Origin of the sequence: Streptomyces sp. NPDC008001, assembly GCF_042958085.1 — a bacterium.
Classification (GTDB): Bacteria; Actinomycetota; Actinomycetes; order Streptomycetales; family Streptomycetaceae; genus Streptomyces.
Genome location: NZ_JBIBIZ010000011.1, coordinates 393,499 through 411,346, shown reverse-complemented (window position 1 = coordinate 411,346; position 17,848 = coordinate 393,499). Strand labels below are relative to the sequence as shown.

General features: G+C 73.5%; 11 protein-coding genes and 1 pseudogene. 2 read left to right on the top strand and 10 right to left on the bottom strand.

Annotation, left to right across the window (positions count from 1 at the left end):
- Nucleotides 1-466: 466 nt before the first annotated feature.
- Both ACFZCD_RS30030 and ahcY read right to left on the bottom strand, forming a co-directional pair.
- Nucleotides 467-1,084: a hypothetical protein gene (locus ACFZCD_RS30030; RefSeq protein ID WP_391836192.1), complete on the bottom strand. Its 618-nt coding sequence runs from the start codon at nucleotides 1,082-1,084 to the stop codon at nucleotides 467-469.
- A gap of 84 nt (nucleotides 1,085-1,168) precedes the next feature.
- Nucleotides 1,169-2,626, bottom strand: a complete 1,458-nt coding sequence (gene ahcY / locus ACFZCD_RS30025; RefSeq protein ID WP_391836191.1) for an adenosylhomocysteinase — start codon at nucleotides 2,624-2,626, stop codon at nucleotides 1,169-1,171.
- Between the two features lie 387 nt (nucleotides 2,627-3,013).
- On the opposite strand from ahcY, the pseudogene ACFZCD_RS30020 reads away from it, so the two are divergent.
- Nucleotides 3,014-5,019 (top strand): annotated as a pseudogene (locus ACFZCD_RS30020) (fructose-specific PTS transporter subunit EIIC); the annotation flags it as partial.
- Nucleotides 5,020-5,067: 48 nt separating this feature from the next.
- On the opposite strand, the gene ACFZCD_RS30015 reads toward ACFZCD_RS30020, so the two are convergent.
- From ACFZCD_RS30015 to ACFZCD_RS29990, 6 genes are all read right to left on the bottom strand, one after another.
- Entirely contained in the window at nucleotides 5,068-6,036 is a 969-nt protein-coding gene (locus ACFZCD_RS30015; RefSeq protein WP_391836207.1) for a cation diffusion facilitator family transporter, read from the bottom strand.
- 92 nt (nucleotides 6,037-6,128) lie between these two features.
- Nucleotides 6,129-7,340, bottom strand: coding sequence for a mannose-6-phosphate isomerase, class I (gene manA, locus ACFZCD_RS30010; protein ID WP_391836190.1), 1,212 nt, complete (start codon nucleotides 7,338-7,340; stop codon nucleotides 6,129-6,131).
- Between the two features lie 66 nt (nucleotides 7,341-7,406).
- A complete protein-coding gene (locus tag ACFZCD_RS30005; RefSeq protein ID WP_391836189.1) occupies nucleotides 7,407-8,591 on the bottom strand; it encodes an SIS domain-containing protein in 1,185 nt (394 codons plus the stop codon).
- Between the two features lie 96 nt (nucleotides 8,592-8,687).
- The gene (locus tag ACFZCD_RS30000) at nucleotides 8,688-8,873 is read right to left on the bottom strand and encodes a Trm112 family protein (protein WP_106677533.1); all 186 of its coding nucleotides are present in this window, start codon (nucleotides 8,871-8,873) and stop codon (nucleotides 8,688-8,690) included.
- Nucleotides 8,874-9,270: 397 nt separating this feature from the next.
- A complete protein-coding gene (locus ACFZCD_RS29995; protein ID WP_391836188.1) occupies nucleotides 9,271-10,629 on the bottom strand; it encodes a phosphomannomutase/phosphoglucomutase in 1,359 nt (452 codons plus the stop codon).
- Nucleotides 10,630-10,780: 151 nt separating this feature from the next.
- Nucleotides 10,781-11,221, bottom strand: a complete 441-nt coding sequence (locus ACFZCD_RS29990; protein WP_391836187.1) for a DUF3499 domain-containing protein — start codon at nucleotides 11,219-11,221, stop codon at nucleotides 10,781-10,783.
- Nucleotides 11,222-11,585: 364 nt separating this feature from the next.
- On the opposite strand from ACFZCD_RS29990, the gene ACFZCD_RS29985 reads away from it, so the two are divergent.
- The gene (locus ACFZCD_RS29985) at nucleotides 11,586-12,002 is read left to right on the top strand and encodes a metallopeptidase family protein (RefSeq protein ID WP_391836186.1); all 417 of its coding nucleotides are present in this window, start codon (nucleotides 11,586-11,588) and stop codon (nucleotides 12,000-12,002) included.
- Between the two features lie 24 nt (nucleotides 12,003-12,026).
- On the opposite strand, the gene ACFZCD_RS29980 is transcribed toward ACFZCD_RS29985, so the two are convergent.
- Both ACFZCD_RS29980 and ACFZCD_RS29975 read right to left on the bottom strand, forming a co-directional pair.
- On the bottom strand, nucleotides 12,027-13,646 hold the full coding sequence (locus ACFZCD_RS29980) for a DUF5719 family protein (protein ID WP_391836185.1): 1,620 nt from the start codon (nucleotides 13,644-13,646) through the stop codon (nucleotides 12,027-12,029).
- A complete protein-coding gene (locus tag ACFZCD_RS29975) occupies nucleotides 13,643-17,506 on the bottom strand; it encodes a glycosyltransferase (protein ID WP_391836184.1) in 3,864 nt (1,287 codons plus the stop codon). Before ACFZCD_RS29975 ends, ACFZCD_RS29980 begins: the two co-directional genes overlap by 4 nt.
- Nucleotides 17,507-17,848 lie beyond the last annotated feature (342 nt).

Genomic DNA, 17,848 nt, shown 5'->3' with positions numbered 1-17,848 from the left:
ACGGACGCTTCCTTTGTACTCACCCTCTCGGGCTTTCCTCCGGGCGCTTCCCTTCGTTGTTTCCAACCTTACCAGATCCGTTTTCCGTTCCCCCCTGCTTCTCAATGAAGCAGTCGGTCCGAATCCCTTTTCCGGCTCCCTGTTGGAGCGGGGTTTCGCCTTTCAGCTTTCGCTTTCCGGCGGTGATCCCGACTTTATCAGACGCTTTCCGGCCGAGCTAATCGGCTTTCCGCTTTCCGATAAGGGATCAAGGTGCTCGGGGTGAATCTCGTTCACCGACCAGAGCGCTATAGAGACTAACTGCTGCTTGGGAGCCTGTCCAGCTTCCCCGGCAACCGTTCGAATCTACCTCCCCACCGGGCCTGTGTCAACAGGTCTTGTGGGGCGAAGAGGACAGTACCAGGCTGACCAGCCCTTCCGCACATCGAGCGCACCGTCCTCCGCTCGCCCGGTGCTCAGCCGGTGCTCACCCGAACGTCGACGGCGGGCTGTCCAGCTCCTCCAGCTCGAGGCCGGGTGCCGACAGGACGACGTCGCCGGCCAGGTGCACCGTGTGCTGTTCGCCGGTCTCCAGGTCGCTGACCTGGTACTCGTCCACCTGCAGCGGGCCGTTGTCAGTGGCGTGTGCTGTCCTGCTGACCAGGGCCCACGACTGGTCGAGGGTCCGGGGGGCGAGGACGGGGGTGGTGAAGCCGACCAGCCGGATGCGGGTGCCGCCGGCGCCCGGGGTCAGGCGCAGGGCGCGGGCCAGGGCGACGTAGAAGGCGGGGGACGCTCCGGTGAAGGCGCGGGCCTCCGGGACATTGCCCTCCGTGGCGTGCTCACCGGTCGGGTCCGTGCGGACCCAGGTCACGCCGTCGAGGGCGGCGCCGCGCACCTGCCAGTCGCGGGCCTGGAGCTGCAGGCGGATGGGGCGGCCCAGGTCGTCGAGGGTGAGGTCGACGGAGCCGGTGTTGTCGCCGGCCGGAGAGGTGAGCTGCGAGACGTAGCGCCAGCCGGAGGGGCCGGTGGCGCAGTGGAAGTGCTCTTCACCTAGGGGGGTGTGGTCGTGGGGGTCGTGGAGCGAGTAGCGGCCGCGGGGCATGGTGGGGTCCTCGACAGAACCGGGACAGGCCCCTGCCGTCGCGGCAGAGGCCTGTTACCGATTGCTTTTCGTGCTGCGTCGGTATCAGTAGCGGTAGTGGTCCGGCTTGTACGGGCCCTCCACCGGGACACCAATGTATGCGGCCTGCTCCGGGCGGAGCGTGGTGAGCTTGACGCCGAGGGCGTCGAGGTGGAGCCGGGCCACCTTCTCGTCCAGCAGCTTCGGCAGCACGTAGACGTCCGTCGGGTAGGACTCCGGCTTCGTGAAGAGCTCGATCTGGGCCAGCGTCTGGTCCGCGAAGGAGTTCGACATGACGAACGACGGGTGGCCGGTGGCGTTGCCCAGGTTCAGCAGGCGGCCCTCGGACAGCACGATCAGGACCTTGCCGTCGGGGAAGGTCCAGGTGTGGACCTGCGGCTTGACCTCGTCCTTCACGATGCCCGGGATCTTCGCCAGGCCGGCCATGTCGATCTCGTTGTCGAAGTGGCCGATGTTGCCGACGATGGCCTGGTGCTTCATCCGGGCCATGTCCGAGGCCATGATGATGTCCTTGTTGCCCGTCGTGGTGACGAAGATGTCGGCGGTCTCGACGACCTCGTCCAGGGTGGTGACCTGGTAGCCGTCCATCGCCGCCTGCAGGGCGTTGATCGGGTCGATCTCGGTGACGATGACCCGGGCGCCCTGGCCGCGGAGGGACTCCGCGCAGCCCTTGCCCACGTCGCCGTAGCCGCAGACGACCGCGACCTTGCCGCCGATGAGGACGTCCGTGGCGCGGTTGATGCCGTCGATCAGCGAGTGGCGGCAGCCGTACTTGTTGTCGAACTTCGACTTCGTCACCGCGTCGTTCACGTTGATCGCGGGGAAGAGGAGCGAGCCGTCGCGCTGCATCTCGTAGAGACGGTGGACGCCCGTGGTGGTCTCCTCGGTGACGCCGCGGATCTCGGACGCCAGCTGGGTCCACTTCTGGGGGTTCTCCCCCAGGGTGCGGTTCAGCAGGGTGAGGATCTGGGCGTACTCCTCGCTGTCCGCCGTCGACGGGTCGGGAGCGCTGCCCGCCTTCTCGAACTCGACGCCCTTGTGGACGAGGAGGGTGGCGTCACCGCCGTCGTCCAGGATCATGTTCGGGCCGCCGGTGGCGGTGCCCGGCCAGGTCAGGGCCTGCTCCGTGCACCACCAGTACTCCTCCAGGGTCTCGCCCTTCCAGGCGAAGACCGGCACGCCCTGCGGGTTCTCCGGGGTGCCCTCGGGGCCGACCGCGATGGCGGCGGCGGCGTGGTCCTGGGTGGAGAAGATGTTGCAGGACGCCCAGCGGACCTGCGCGCCCAGCGCGACGAGGGTCTCGATGAGCACGGCCGTCTGGACCGTCATGTGCAGCGAGCCGGTGATGCGCGCACCCGCCAGCGGCTGCGTCTCCGCGTACTCCTTGCGGATCGCCATCAGGCCGGGCATCTCGTGCTCGGCGAGGGTGATCTCCTTGCGGCCGAAGGCCGCCAGCGAGAGGTCCGCGACCTTGAAGTCCTGGCCGGGGGAAGTGGTGGTCATACGGGCTGCTCCTCTGTGAAGGGCGAGCGAGGGTGGACACGGCCGTGCATGCGGTCGGGCTGTTCCGAGCAGCTGGACACACGGGACACACCGGTGCCCCGACCGCAGCGCAGTCCGTCGGAGGCCCTCTCTCCCTCGGCCGGCCCGTCGTGCGGGCCGCCCGACCGCCATCAGCAGCGACGTCTGGCTCGTTCTCGAATCTACACCGGGCGGCCCGCCGAACCCCAGCCCCACTGGCGCCCGATCCTCCGGAACGTCAGATTCCGGCCGGGGGTGGGCCGCCCGCATCCCAACGCCCTTGTTTCCTGCGCAGGTCAGGTGTTGCAGGATGCGACCGGGCGAGGATGCGGCGCGCCCCCGCGAGCGATCCGTTGTGAGGAGATCCACGTGTCCAGTCCAGCCACTCCGGCCACTCCAGCGGACGGGCGGGGGCGCAAGCTGCTCGCGGTGACCGCCTGCCCGACGGGCATCGCGCACACGTACATGGCGGCGGAGAAGCTGGCTCAGGTCGCGCAGCGGCTCGGCTACGAGATGAAGGTCGAGACCCAGGGGTCGATCGGGGCGGAGAACGTCCTGTCCGACCGCGACGTGGCGGAGGCCGACGGCATCATCGTCGCCGCCGACAAGGACGTCGACCTCGGCCGGTTCGCCGGGAAGCGGGTGCTGTCCGTCGGGGTCGCCGAGGGCATCCATCATCCGGAGCGGCTGATCCGGGACGTGCTGGAGGCGCCGGTGCACCGCGGCGCGGGGGCCGGGGCGGGCGACGGCGGTGCGGCCGGGGCCGGTGTGCTCGGCGGCGCGGGCGGCAAGGAGCGCGGTTCGGTCTACAAGGCGCTGATGAACGGCGTCTCGTACATGATCCCGTTCGTGGTCGTCGGCGGTCTGCTGATCGCGGTGTCGCTCGCCCTCGGCGGGCGGACCACGCCGCAGGGGATCGTCTTCGACAGCTCGTTCTGGCAGGCCGTCAACAACATCGGTGTCATCGGCTTCACGCTGATGATCCCCGTCCTCTCCGGCTACATCGCTTACGCGATCGGCGACCGGCCGGCTCTCGTGCCCGGCATGGCCGGCGGCTGGATTGCGAGCCACGGGGAGTTGTACGACAGCAAGGCCGGGGCGGGGTTCATCGGGGCGATCGCCACGGGGTTCCTGGCCGGCTACGTGGTGTTGTGGATCAAGAAGGTCAGGGTTCCGGACTTCGTGCGGCCGGTGATGCCGGTCATCGTGATCCCGATCGTGGCCACGACGTCGGTCGGCCTGTTCTTCGTCTACGTCATCGGCCGGCCGATCGCGTGGGTCTTCGAGCACCTCACGAGCTGGCTGGGCGGCCTGACGGGGACGAGTGCCGCTCTGCTCGGTGTGGTGCTCGGGCTGATGATCTCCTTCGACATGGGCGGGCCGGTCAACAAGACGGCGTTCCTCTTCGGTGCGGGGCTGGTCTCGAAGAACCCGGAGGTCATGGGCATGTGTGCGGCGGCCATTCCGGTGCCGCCGCTCGGGCAGGGGCTCGCGACGCTGCTGCGGCGGGGGCTGTTCAGCGCGCAGGAGCGGGAGACCGGGCTGGCGGCGCTGTTCATGGGGTGCTTCGGGATCACCGAGGGTGCGATCCCCTTCGCCGCGGCGCGGCCTGCGCGGGTCATCCCGGCGAACATGGCCGGTGGTGCGGTGGCGGGGGCGGTGGCCGGGCTTGCGGCGGTGCAGGACAGCGTGCCGCACGGGGGGCCGGTGGTGGCGGTGCTGGGAGCGGTCGGCGGGGTGCCGATGTTCTTCGTCGCCATCGGCGTCGGCACGGTGGTGACGGCTCTGACGACCGTCACCTTGATGACCGTGGGGAAGACCGGGAAGCCCGCGGGGAAGGAGGCGGCCGCCGCTGCACCTGTTTCCCCGTCGGCGCCTGTGGCTGCTGCCGCGCCCGAGCGTTCGGACGCGGGTGAGCCGGCCGGCTCCGCGCTCTCCGGCTACCTCACCGGGCGGACGTGCGGCCGCAGCTCGCGGCGCGCGGAAAGGATGCGGCGATCCGGGAGATGGCGGGGCTGCTCGCTGCGAGCGGTGCGGTCACCGATGTGGACGGCCTGGTCGCGGCGGCGCTGGCGCGGGAGGAGCTGGGGACGACCGGCCTCGGCGAGGAGATAGCGATTCCGCATGCGAAGACGGATGCGGTGTCGGCGCCGGTCGTGGGCTTCGCCCGGTCGGCGGAGGGGATCGAGTGGGGCGCTTCGGACGGTACGAAGGCCCGGCTGGTCTTCATGATCGCCGTGCCGGGCGCCGCCGCGGGCGACGAGCACCTGCGGATCCTGGCGATGCTGTCGCGGAAGCTGATGGACCCCGGCTTCCGGGAGCGGTTGCTCGCGGCGGAGGACGGGGAGCTCGTGAGCGTCCTGCAGGAGGTCTCGCAGACCTCCTGCAGGACGCTCGGCTCCCGTCGGTGGTGGGACCGGGGCTCAGTGCCGGGCCGGGCCGCCCGGGGTGGCGGCCGGGTCCTCGCCGGCTGCTGCGGCTTCCTCCCGGTAGATGTCCGGCTCCAGGTAGATGACGCGGGCGATCGGGACCGCTTCGCGGATCCTGGCCTCGGCGGCGTCGATCGCGTCGGCGATCCGGACCGCCGTGTCGTCGTGCCGGACGGCGATCTTCGCCGCGACGAGGAGCTCCTCGGGGCCCAGATGGAGGGTGCGCATGTGGATGACGCCGGTGACCGTCTCGCCGTCGACGGCCGCGGCGCGGATCTTCGCGACCTGGTCGGGGCCGGCGGCCTCGCCGAGCAGCAGGGACTTGGTCTCCGCGGCGAGGACGAGGGCGATGAGGACCAGCAGGGTGCCGATGCCCAGGGTGCCGATGCCGTCCCAGACGCCGTCGCCCGTGGCGACGGCGATGCCGACGCCGCCCAGGGCGAGGACGAGGCCGACGAGGGCGCCGAAGTCCTCCAGGAGCACGACGGGCAGTTCGGGAGCCTTGGCGGTGCGGATGAACTGGCCCCAGGACTGGCGGCCGCGCAGCTCGTTGGACTCCTTGACGGCCGTACGGAAGGAGAAGCCCTCCGCGATGACCGCGAAGACGAGGACGCCGACGGGCCAGTACCAGTGCTCCAGCTCGTGCGGCTCCTTGATCTTCTCGTAGCCCTCGTAGAGCGCGAAGACGCCGCCGATGGTGAACAGGACGATGGAGACGAGGAAGCCGTAGATGTAGCGCTCGCGGCCGTAGCCGAAGGGGTGTTCCTCGCTGGCCTTGCGCTGGGCCTTCTTGCCGCCGAGCAGGAGCAGCGCCTGGTTGCCGGAGTCGGCGACCGAGTGCACTCCTTCGGCGAGCATCGACGACGAGCCGCTGAACGCGAACGCGACGAACTTCGCCACGGCGATGGCCAGGTTGGCGCCGAGCGCGGCGACGATGGCCTTGGTTCCGCCTGATGCACTCATATGTGCGGATTGTCCCTTCCGCCCCTGGACTGCCGGGCTTTGCGCTTCCTTTACGGCGGGCCATTGTTGCAGCCGCCCGGGGCGGCGGGGGTTCAGACGGCGACCGTGGCGCGGAAGACCCGGGCGTCGTCACCGGCGAGCGCGACGGGCTCGGTTGCCCGTACGAACGCGGACTCGCCCCGGCGGAGCTGCAGTTCCTCACCGCTGTCCGTCCTGCGGAGGACGGCGGTGCCCGAGGTGCACAGGAGGATCTGGGGGGTGCCGGTGGACAGCGTGGCCTCGCCCCCGGGTGCCAGGTCGAAGCGGGAGAGGCGGAACTCCTCGACGGGGGTGCCGTAGACCTCCTCGCCGCCGGCGTCGGCCTCCGGGCGCAGGACGGCGGGAGCGGTGCTCTCGAAGCGGACGACGCGCAGGAGTTCGGGGATGTCGATGTGCTTGGGGGTGAGGCCGCAGCGGAGCACGTTGTCCGAGTTCGCCATGATTTCGACGCCGAGGCCGTCGAGGTAGGCGTGCGGGACGCCGGCCCCGAGGAAGAGGGCCTCGCCGGGCTGGAGGCGTACGTGGTTGAGGAGCATGGCCGCGATGACGCCGTGGTCGCCGGGGTAGTGCCGGGCGAGGTGGGCGCAGGCGGCGTAGGCGTCCCGGTGCGGGCCTTCCTGCGCGGCGAGGCGCTCGGCGGCGGCGGCCGTCTCGGCGACGGTCCGGGCCATGTCGGCGTGGTCGGCGCCGAGCACGGCGGTGAGGACCTCGCGCAGCGCGTCCTCCTCCGGCTTGGCGTGCAGGAGGTCGACGTACGGCTTGAGGGAGTCGACGTCGAGCGCGGCGAAGAGCGCGGCCGTCTCGCCGGGGGCGCGGAAGCCGCACAGGCCCTCGAAGGGGGTGAGGGCGCAGAGCAGTTCGGGCTTGTGGTTGGTGTCCTTGTAGTTGCGCTGGGGCGCGTCGAGGGGGATTCCGCGGTCCTCCTCCTCGGCGAAGCCGGCCGCCGCCCGGTCGAGGTCCGGGTGGACCTGGAGGGAGAGCGGGGAGCCCGCCGCGAGGATCTTGAACAGGAAGGGCAGCCGGGGGCCGAAGCGCTGGACGGCCCGGGTGCCGAGCTCGCCCTCGGGGTCGGCGGCGATGACGTCGGAGAGGGGGCGCAGGTCCGCTCCGCCGCCGTCCCGCGCCACGCGGGAGGGTGCTCCCGGGTGGGCTCCCATCCACAGTTCTGCCTGCGGCTCGCCGGTGGGGGTGGTGCCCAGCAGTCCGGGGATCGCGGTGGCGGAGCCCCATGCGTAGGGGCGCACGGTGTTGACGAGGCGGTCCATGCGGGCGGTTTCCTGACTGTTGCGTGCGTACGGCGTTTGCGACGTGGTGTACGTCGTCGTCCACGTCTACGGGGTCGAGGCGAGGGCCAGGTAGATGGCGGCGAAATCCGTGATGGCCAGCAGTTCAGCAGCGGTCTGCAGGGGGCTGTCCCCCTCGGCGGGCTCCAGCTCGCTGACGGGGGTCTCGCGCTGCAGGGCGAGTTCGCGGGCGGCGGGGGCGGGCGAGGTGAGGTCCGGCTCCTGCTCGCGGAGCAGGACCACGCGGGCGTGCAGGGCCTCCGGCTCCTCGACGCGGTCGCGGAAGAAGTCCTCGGGGTCCGCGCCGGCGGCGAAGTCCCCCGAGAGGAGGGTGGCGTGGGCCGTCAGGGCCTCGGGGAGCTCGGCGGCGAGCGCCGGGCGCCCGGCGAGGGCGGCGAGGACCGTCGCGAAGTGCCGGCCGGCCGCGGCGGCCAGGGCCCCCTCGGTCCAGATGAGGGGCACGGTGCCGGCCAGCTCGGCCGCCAGGGTCTTGGCCGGGTTGGTGTACGTGGCGATGGCCGGGCCGCAGCGCTCGGCGACCTCGTCGAGGCGGTCGGCGAGCGCTTCGACGGAGGGCGAGTCGGCGGCGAGCAGCCCTATGCGGTCGGCGAGGACGAGCAGGGGCGTCAGCAGCGACCAGAGGAGCCCCGGGCCGGCGGTCAGCACGGGTCGCTCGGCGCCGTCCGGCCGCTCCTCGCCGGTGTGCGCGCCGGGCTCACCGCTCGTGCGGGCCTCGCTCGGTGAAGCCGTCAGCGGGACCGCGAGGCCGCGGACCTGGGCGGTGGCGTCCGCGAGCGGAGAACCGGCCGGGGTGACGCAGACGACGGAGCAACCCCGCCGGTACGCCTGCTCCAGCAGGATCGCGAGGCCGGGTTCCGTACCGTCCGGGCTGGCGACCAGCAGCAGGTCGAGGGGGCCGGTCCAGCCGGGGAGCGCCCAGCGCAGGGCACCGGGGGCGGCGGCGACGCCGGTCGGGCGGATCAGCGTGACGGGGGCGCTGCCGCCGGCCAGCGCGGTGAGCAGGTCCGCCGTGCAGCCGGCGACCGGACCGGGGCCGGCGACCAGGACCGCGCGGGGGCGGCCGTCCGGGCGGATGCTCTCGACGCCGGCCTCCGCCGCGTTGCGCGCGGCCGTACGGACCCGTGCGCCGGATTCGGCGGCGCCGCGCAGGAGGCCGTGGAAATCGGCGCGGGACAGGGCGTCGGGATCATCGAGGAGTGACTCGTCGAACACCGTGGATCAGCCTCCGGGTCGCCGTCGTGTGCGCCGTATGTACGCCGTGCGGTGGGCCCTCCCGGCGGGCCGGGGGCCGGTCGGGAGCGCCCGGTGTCAGGCCGGGCGCCGGGCCTCGTCCACGAGCAGGACGGGGATGCCGTCCCGGACGGGGTAGGCCAGGCCGCAGCCGTCGCCCTCGCACACCAGCTCGGGGGACTCCTCGGAGGCGGATTCGTCGCGGAGCGGCGCGTGGCACGCCGGGCAGGCGAGGATCTCCAGGAGACCGGCTTCGAGCGGCATGAGGGGTTCCCTTCGGGATGTACGTCTCTGTGAGGCCAGGTTACCTTCGCGCGGGGGCGCTGCTGCTGTGGCGGGGCCACGTCGTGCGGGCGGCGTGGATTCGCGGCGCCGGCGGGCTTCGCCGGCGGATGCCGGTGCCGCTGCCGCCGCCGGGCCGGGAGGGCCCGCACCCCTCGCCCGCCGCCGCGGCGATCCGCCTCGGCGTTGTGCACCGGCGATGCCGGACCGGGCGAGGTGGGCACGGCACCGCCGGAACGGTTGAGCGTGGTTGCTCGCCGTCGCGGCGGATTCGGGACATGCGGCTGCAGCCATGAATACGGAAGCCGTTGCCGACGCCGGGCCGGCAGGCACGCTTTCTTCTCCCGGGGCCGTCGTTCGCTGGGCCGGTCGGAAGTCCCTACGCGCGGACGATGGCCAGGACCTCGTCGCGTACGCGGTCCACCGTTTCGGCGTCGCGGGCCTCGACGTTCAGGCGGAGCAGCGGTTCCGTGTTGGAGGCGCGGAGGTTGAACCACCAGTCGGGGGTCGCGACGGTGAGGCCGTCGAGTTCGTCCAGCTCGACGCCCGGCAGGTTCTCGTACGCGGCGCGGACGGCGGCCGTCCGGGCGGCCTGGTCGGCGACGGTGCTGTTGATCTCGCCGGAGCCCGCGTACCGGTCGTACTCGGCGACCAGCTTGGACAGCGGGCCGTTCTGCTCGCCGAGGGCGGCGAGGACGTGCAGGGCGGCGAGCATGCCCGTGTCGGCGTTCCAGAAGTCGCGGAAGTAGTAGTGCGCGGAGTGCTCGCCGCCGAAGATGGCGCCGGTGCGGGCCATCTCCTCCTTGATGAAGGAGTGCCCGACGCGCGTGCGCACGGGCTTGCCGCCGCACTCCTTGACGACCTCCGGCACCGACCACGAGGTGATCAGGTTGTGGATGACGGTGCCGCCGGGGTGCTTGGCGAGCTCGCGCGCGGCGACGAGGGCGGTGATCGCGGACGGCGAGACGGGGGCGCCGCTGCCGTCGACGACGAAGCAGCGGTCGGCGTCGCCGTCGAAGGCCAGTCCGATGTCGGCGCCGACCTCGCGCACGCGTGCCTGCAGGTCGACGATGTTCTTCGGGTCGAGGGGGTTGGCCTCGTGGTTCGGGAAGGTGCCGTCGAGCTCGAAGTACATGGCGTCGAGGTCGAGGGGCAGGCCCGCGAAGACGCTGGGCACGGTGTGCCCGCCCATGCCGTTGCCCGCGTCGACGACGACCTTGAGCGGGCGGATGCCGCGCAGGTCGACCAGGGAGCGCAGGTGGGCCGCGTAGTCCTCGAGGACGTCCTGCCGGGTGACCGTGCCGGGGATGGCGGCGGGCTCGGGGGCGCCGGTCTCCAGCCAGCCCTCGACGAGGGCGCGGATCTCGGCGAGGCCGGTGTCCTGACCGACGGGGGCCGCGCCGGCCCGGCACATCTTGATGCCGTTGTACTGCGCGGGGTTGTGACTGGCCGTGAACATCGCACCGGGCAGCCCGAGGTGGCCGCTCGCGAAGTACAGCTGGTCGGTGGAGCAGAGGCCGATTTCGGTGACGTCGACCCCGCGGGCGGCGGCGCCGCGGGCGAAGGCGCCCGAGAGGCCGGGCGACGAGGGCCGCATGTCATGGCCGACCACGACGGCGGTCGCGCCCGTCACTTCGGCGAAGGCGGCGCCGAAGAGCTCCGCCAGGGTCTCGTCCCACTGGTCCGGGACCACACCGCGTACGTCGTATGCCTTCACGATCTGCGACAGATCAGCCACAGCCAACGCCTTCCTGGGTCCGGTACGGGGAGACCAACCTACCGGGAGGGGCTGACAATCCGGACGCGGGCGCCCTCGCACCATCCGAAGGGGGCTGTGGGGGCGTCCTGAAACCGACTGCGGCGGCGTTCCGGAGGGGGCTGCGGCGGCGTCAGTTGTCGGGCGAACGCAGGACCCTGAGGTGGCCCCGGCGGGCGACCTCCATCGGGTCGGCATCGCGGCCGCCGGGGCGCGGTGCGCCCGGCGGGGGGCCCGGCTGCACGGCGCGCTCCTGCGGGCGGGCCGCCTCGCGCACGGCGTTGGCGAGCGCTTCGAGGTCGTCGCCGCTGGGGCGGGCGGGGCCGCTGTCGAGGGCGAGCCGGACGACATCCCAGCCACGGGGGGCGGTCAGGCGCTCGGAGTGCTCGGCGCACAGGTCGTAGCAGTGGGGTTCGGCGTAGGTGGCGAGCGGTCCGAGGACGGCCGTCGAGTCGGCATAGACGTACGTCAGCGTCGCGACGGCCGGGCGGCCGCACGCGGTGCGCGAACAGCGACGTACAGGGCTCACGACGTTGGACGGTACCGCACTCTTGAGCGGGCCGCGACGACACACCCCCGGCTCACCCCTCCGTGTCGTCCTGGTTCGTCCTGTGGACGCCCGCTTCTCCCCGCCCCGCTGACCTGCACCGGCGCCTGTGAACAGGGTCTCACCAGGCGGAGACCGCCCGTCGGCGCCCCGGCCCGGAGGCTCCGCAAGCAGACCGGACGGTCCGGTACCTGACCATAATTGATCACAGGGATGGCCGGAATGTTCATCAGGCGACATTCCCGGGATACCCGACAGCCGCGTACGAGAGGGCGGCCGACAGATACCCTCAAGAGTGATGGACAACCGCGTACCTCCTCCGACCACCGCCGGAGGTGTCCCCAGCCACTCCGGGCCGCGCCCCCGCCACCGCGACCGCCATGGACGCGGCATGCGCGGGCCGATCGCACCGCCCCAAGTGCCGCTGTCGGTCAGCCGCGGCGAGGCGTTCGTCGACCTGGTGCACGACTCCGCCGAGCGGCTGGAGCGGCGCTGGCCGCAGCTCGCGTCCGTGGAGTTCGTGGTCCGTGAGGTGCCGGTCACCAGAAGTGACGCCGGGGGCGCGATGAGCGATCCCGACGGGCTGGACGCCTTCGACTTCGACGGCGACTCCGTCCCCCTCGGCCGCTACGTGGCCGCCCGCGGCGACGCCCCGGACCGCATCGTGATCTACCGCCGCCCGGTGGAGATCCGCACCAAGAGCCGCGACGAGCGCGCCCTGCTGGTGCACGAGGTCGTCGTCGAACAGGTCGCCGAACTCCTCGGGCTCGCCCCGGAGTCCGTCGACCCCCGTTACGGCCAGGACTGAGCCACCGAGCCGGACCGCCACTGCTCAGCGGTTCAGCATCGACAGGTCCTGCGCCGCCTCCGGCACCTTCACCGACGAACGGTCGTCCGGCAGCGGCTGGATCGTGAACATGGGCAGCCCGTCCTTGGGCAGCGCCAGCATCCGCGAGGCGTGCACCGGCCCTCCGGAGACCTTCTCCACCGTCACCGCGAACGACCCCTTGGCGCCCGCCGGCTGCGGCGGCTCCATGGTCAGGGTGGTGCCCGGCTTCACCGTGTACGTCTTCTCCGCCGGCTCGCCCCCCTCGCTGCCCGCCGAGGAGGTGACCTTCACCTGCGCCGCCTCCTTGCCGGGCGCGACGAGCGCGAGTGTGCTGCCCTTGGGACGGTTGTCGGCCACCGTGGCCCGCCCGCCGAGCTGCTGCACGGCGGGGATGAACGCCGTCTCCTGCTTGTCGTCCTTGCCGCGGGTGACCCGCAGCGCGGCGACGACCGGCGCGCTGCTGCCGTCCGCCGTGAGCAGCAGGGAGCCCGCCTCGCCCTTGGTGACGTCCCCCAGGTCGACGGCCGCGGTCATGCCGCTGCGGACGTGCAGGGACTCGTGGCCGGCCGGGGTGATCGTGCCGTTCGGCCCGGCGAAGCGCAGTTTGAGGTCGGCGTCGTCCGAGCCGGGGGCGAAGACGACGAGCCGTACGGACGTCGCGTCGCCCGGGATGCCGGGCAGGACCGCGTCGGCGGCGGGTTCGGCGGAGGCCGGCAGCCAGTCGCCGCCCTTCTTGTCGTCGGACGCCTGGAGGCCCGCCCCCACCCGGCCCGAACGGGCGGCCACGTGGAGCGTGATGTCGTCCGCGGGCGCGTCCGTGAGGGAGGACAGCAGCACCGGGACGGTGGAGCGCGGCGGGACGGTCACGCCCTCCCCGGCCCCGGACGCGATCCGGCCGTCCTTGCCGTAGAGCTCCAGGTCGACGACGGCCGCCGTGCTGTCGGGGTTGGTCAGGTGGACGTAGTCCTGGCGGCCCTTGGCGGTGCTCGCGCCCGGGAACCAGAAGGAGGTGTCCGGCGCCGTACAGGTCAGCCCGTGCAGTCCGCGGCCGCTGCCCGCGGCGACCACGGTGGTCTGCTGGACGGTCCAGCCCGGGGCGAGCGTCCCGTCGGCACTGCCGATGAGGGCGGGGGCGTCGGAGCGGCTGGTGCCGGCCGTGGCGGGCTTGCCGGGGTCCTTCAGGGACAGCACCGAAGTGCCCGCGGGCGCGGGCGGCTTGCTGCCCTTGGCCTCCTTGTCACCCTTGTCGTCCTTCTTGCCCTTGCTGCCCTTGTCGTCCTTCTTGCTGCTGTCGTCCGTGCTGCTGTCGTCGTTCCGGCCGCCCGCTGCCGACAGCAGTTCTGCCGTGCCCTTCTTCGCATCCTTAGCCCCCTTTACCCCCTTCGCCGCCGCCCCGCCGGCCGGAGTGAAGGCGGTGTACGCGGTCTCCCCCACGTCCGAGGAAGTCGGGGCCGGGCAGAGGGCCATGGAGCGCTGGACGGGCAGCCGGGCGGGCGCCTTCGCGGCCGTGCGGGCAGCGCTGCCGCCGCCCTCGGCACCGGACGGCGCGGTGAGGACGGCCACGCCGCCCAGGGCCGCGAGGGCGGCGGTGGCGGCGAACAGGGACAGGGTGGTGCGCTTCACTGCTGCTCGCTCCCGTCGCGGTGGTGCCGGTCACCGCCGCCGTACGTCGTGTCGTGTGCTCCGCCGTAGGTGTACGGGTCGTACGCCCCCGTCGCGTAGGGCTCCGCCGGGTACTGCCCCTGATCCTGGTACGGGGCCTGCTGTGCGCCACCGTAGGTGGCGTCGTACGTGCCGCCGTGGCTTCCCTGGTGATGCTGTTCGCCGTACGAGCCGTAGGGCATGTCCTGCCCGTACTGCTGTCCCTGCGGGTGCACTTGCTGCTGTGCTTGCTGCTGCGTGTGCTGCTGTCCGTAAGGGTCGGCGTAAGGCTCGGTGTAAGGCTCGGCATACGGATCGGCGTACGCGTCGGCATAGGGGGCCGCGTACGGGTCGGCGTAGGCGTCGGCGACCGGCACGGCCGGAGGGGCGTCCGGTGCCGGGGCGGCGTCCGGCCGGGCGGCCTCCGCGGCGGCCCGCAGCCTGCGCGCACGGCGGCCCTCCCCGGCGGCGGCCTGGGCCGGTACGGAGGAGGCGGGCGCGGAAGCGGCAGCCGGTGCGGCCTCCGCCTCCGGGAGGTCGTCGTCGACCTGGCGCTTGCGCCCCGGGAGGGCGAGCACCACGAGGACGGCCGCGAGGAGGCCCTGCGCCCACAGCCATGCCGTGTGCGTGGCGGGCGCCTTGTACGTCAGCGCCAGCCTGCCGCCGCCCGCGGGCAGTTCGAAGCCCTGGGCCCAGCCGTCCACGGTGGTGCTCTTGAGGGGGCGGCCGTCGAGGGTGGCCTGCCAGCCGGGGTCGGCCTTGTCGGCGATCCGCAGGACGCGTCCTGCGGCGCCCGCGGGGAGCTTCGCGTGGGCCTCGACGGGCCCGGCGGCGACCGGCACGGGCTGCTGAGCATTGCCCTGACTGCCGCCCTGACCGCTGCCCTGACTGCTGCCCTCGCCGCTCCCCTGCGTCTTGCCGGGGACGATCGTGACGCGCGCGACCTCGCGGTCGACCCGCCACAGGGAGGCGTGGTCCTGGCGGCTGAGCCGCGTGAGGCCGGGGGTGGTGTCCAGGGCGCGGCCCATGGCCGCGGGGGCGCTGTCGCGGACGAGGACGTAGCCGACGGCGTAGTCGCCGAGGAGGCCCGCCTGGTCGGCGCCGGAGCCCGCGACGAGACCGGCGACGACGGAGTCGAGCCCGGGGTCCGGCCCGGCGGCCGCTGCCGCCTCGCCGTCGCCGAGCCGGGCGCCGGAGCCCCGCACGAGGGCGTAGGTGACGTGGCCGTCGCGGCCGTCGAGCACCAGGGTGCGGGCCTGGTCGCGGGTGGCCGCCTCTTCCGCGACGAAGGCGGGGACCTGTGCGGCGTTGCGCCGCTGCAGCGGGCCGTCCGCGCCGCCGGCGGCCCAGCCCACGGCCGCGACGAGCGGGGCGGCGGCCGCGGCGAGGGCGATGAGCACGGCCACGGGCTGCCGCCAGCCGAAGCTGGAGGCCGCCACGCGCGCGCGGGCGCCTTCCGCGCCGACGACCGAGGCGGCGATCAGGGCGAGCCCGTAGACGAGGGTGGCCGGCCCGGCCCAGGCCGAGCGGGAGACGAGCACGGCGGCGCCGAGGGCCACCAGGGCGGCCGCCCAGGCGCCGCGGACGGCGAGCTGCCGGTCGGCGCGCAGGAGGGCGGCGAGCGCGGCCAGGACGACGCCTGCGAGCAGGAGGCCGCCGATGGTCTTCGAGCCGCCGGGGTCGGCGGTGAGGAGGTGCAGCGGGGACGACGTGCCGGTGGCCGTCCCGGCGAGCCCGGCCTCGGTCAGGAAGCGGCCGGGGTGGGTGAACAGGTTCAGGGACCAGGGGGCCAGGACGGCGACGGGGGTGAGCGCGACGGCGAGGAAGCGCGGGCCGTGCAGCAGCAGCCGCGGGCGCCCGCCCTGGGCGCCGTGGAAGGCCAGGGCCGCCAGGCCCAGGACGACGGCGAGCGGCCACACCACCGGAGTGAAGGCGGTGGTGACGGTGAGCAGGAGGGCGTACGCCCAGGACGCGCGCCAGGTGGGGCGGGCGCCCGGGACCCGCAGGCCGTTGGCGGCGACGGCGCTGCGCGCCATGAGCGGCAGCAGGACCGCCAGGACGGCGGTGCCGAGGCGTCCGGCCGCGAGGGCGCCGGTCGCAGCGGGCAGGAAGGCGTAGGCGACGGCGGCCCAGGCGCGCAGGGGGCGGGAGGAGACCAGCGGCCGGGAGGCGAAGTAGGCGCTGAGGCCGGCCAGGGGCACCGAGCAGACGAGCAGCAGGGTGAGGGTGAAGCCCGTGGAGCCGAGGAAGAGCGACGAGAGGGTGGCGAGGACCGCCAGGTAGGGCGGGGCGCTTCCGGTGCTGCCCACGCCGACGGGGTGCCAGCCGTCCGCGTACTGCGCCCACAGGGCGGAGGCGCCGTCGGGGACGGGCAGCAGGGCGCCGCCGGAGAGGCTGCCGCCGCCGAAGAGCGCGCGGCAGGCGACGACGGAGACGAGCAGCAGGAGGCCGAAGAGGACCGGGGCGGGCTTGCGGACGATGCGCTTGAGGCGGGCGAACTGCTCGATCTCCAGGAAGTCGGCGTCCTCCCCCGTCGGCCCGGATTCGACGGCTCCGTGGCGCCCGCCGGCGGGGCCGTCGTCCCAGCGGCCGCCGATGCTGGTCGCCAGCTGTTCGGCGGTGGCCCGGAGGGTGGCTCCGGGCGGCGGGAACAGCGGTCTCAGTTCGCCCGGCGCCACGGCGGGGGCGCCGCGCTCGGCCCGGGCGGCGCGGATGCGGCCGGGGCGCAGGAGGACGCCGAAGAGGCCGGTGAGTTCGTCGAGGGCCTGTGCGGGAGCCTTGCCGAGGAGGTAGCCGGCGGTCCGCAGGAGGGTGCTGAGGACGAGCCGCAGCATCACGTAGGCGAGGGCCGGGCCGCGGGTGTTGGCCAGGAGGGTGTGCACGGCGCCGGCCTTGTCGACGCGGTGCGGGTTGACCGGGCGGCGGCCGGCGCAGTCGACGGGGCGGCGCTCGCGGGCGGCGGCTTCGGCGTGCCGCAGGACGGCGTCGGGGGCGACGAGGACGCGGTGGCCGGCGGCGTGGGCGCGCCAGCACAGGTCAACGTCGTCGCGCATGAGGGGCAGCCGGGGGTCGAAGCCGCCGAGCTCCTCGAAGACGTCGCGGCGGATGAGCATGCCGGCGGTGGAGACGGACAGGACGGTGCGGATCTGGTCGTGCTGGCCCTGGTCCTGTTCGCGGCGGTCGAGGCCGGTCCAGCGGCGGCCGCTGCGGGCGATGGAGACGCCGGCCTCCAGGAGCTGGCGGCGGTCGTACCAGCCGCGCAGCTTGGGGCCGAGGACGGCGGCGCCGGGCTCGGAGTCGGCGACGCGCAGGAGCTCGTGGAGGGCGCCGGGCTCGGGTGCGCAGTCGTCGTGGAGGAGCCACAGCCACTGGACGGGTTCGAGGTCGGCGTCGCCGTGGCGGCGGCCGTCGCCGGGCTGGTCGTAGCCGTCCTCGCGCCAGGTGCGGCTGACGGGGTCCCAGCCGCTGGAGCGCTTGAGGTAGGGCAGGTCCTCCGGGTCCGGGGCGGGGAGGGCGCGCAGGGCCTCGTCGACGGCGGTGCCGAAGCCGGCGCGGCGGGCGAGGTGCAGGACGCGGTCGGGGCCGAGGGCGTCGGCGAGCAGCTGGGCGGAGTCGTCGGTGCTGCCGGTGTCGGCGCCGACGGCGCTCTGCACGGGGCGCTCCTGGCCGAGCAGGCCTTCGATGGCGCCGGGGAGCCAGCGGGCGCCGTCGTGGCTGACGATCACGGCGGTGACGACGTGGCGCGGGAAGGCGGGCGGTACGGCGGGGTCGAACGTGGGCAGACGGTTGGGGGCGGACGTGGCCGCCCTCATCGAGTGCGCCGCATTGCTGTGCACGGACATCGGGGTACGGGCCCTCCGGCCGGGGTCCGGGGCGGGCCCCGGATGACTGCTGTGCTGGACTGCGCCGGCCGCGGGTGCGCCCGTCGGGGCGGCGGTGCGTCTCGGACGGGCCCCCACACTAGTGGCTGCGCACACAGCGGTCCGCCTCGCGCCGGGGCGCGGTGGGCGGACCGTAGGTCTCGTACGGCCGTGCGTACGTCATGCGGTGCGGGAGGCCTCCCGCGGTGGCCCCTGGGAGGCGCTCGGGAAGACGCTCAGGAAGGCGCTGCGGAAGGTTCTGCGAAGCGTTCTGCGGGGGGCTTTCCGGTGGAGGCCCCCGGTCACTCGACCACGGAAGGTGGA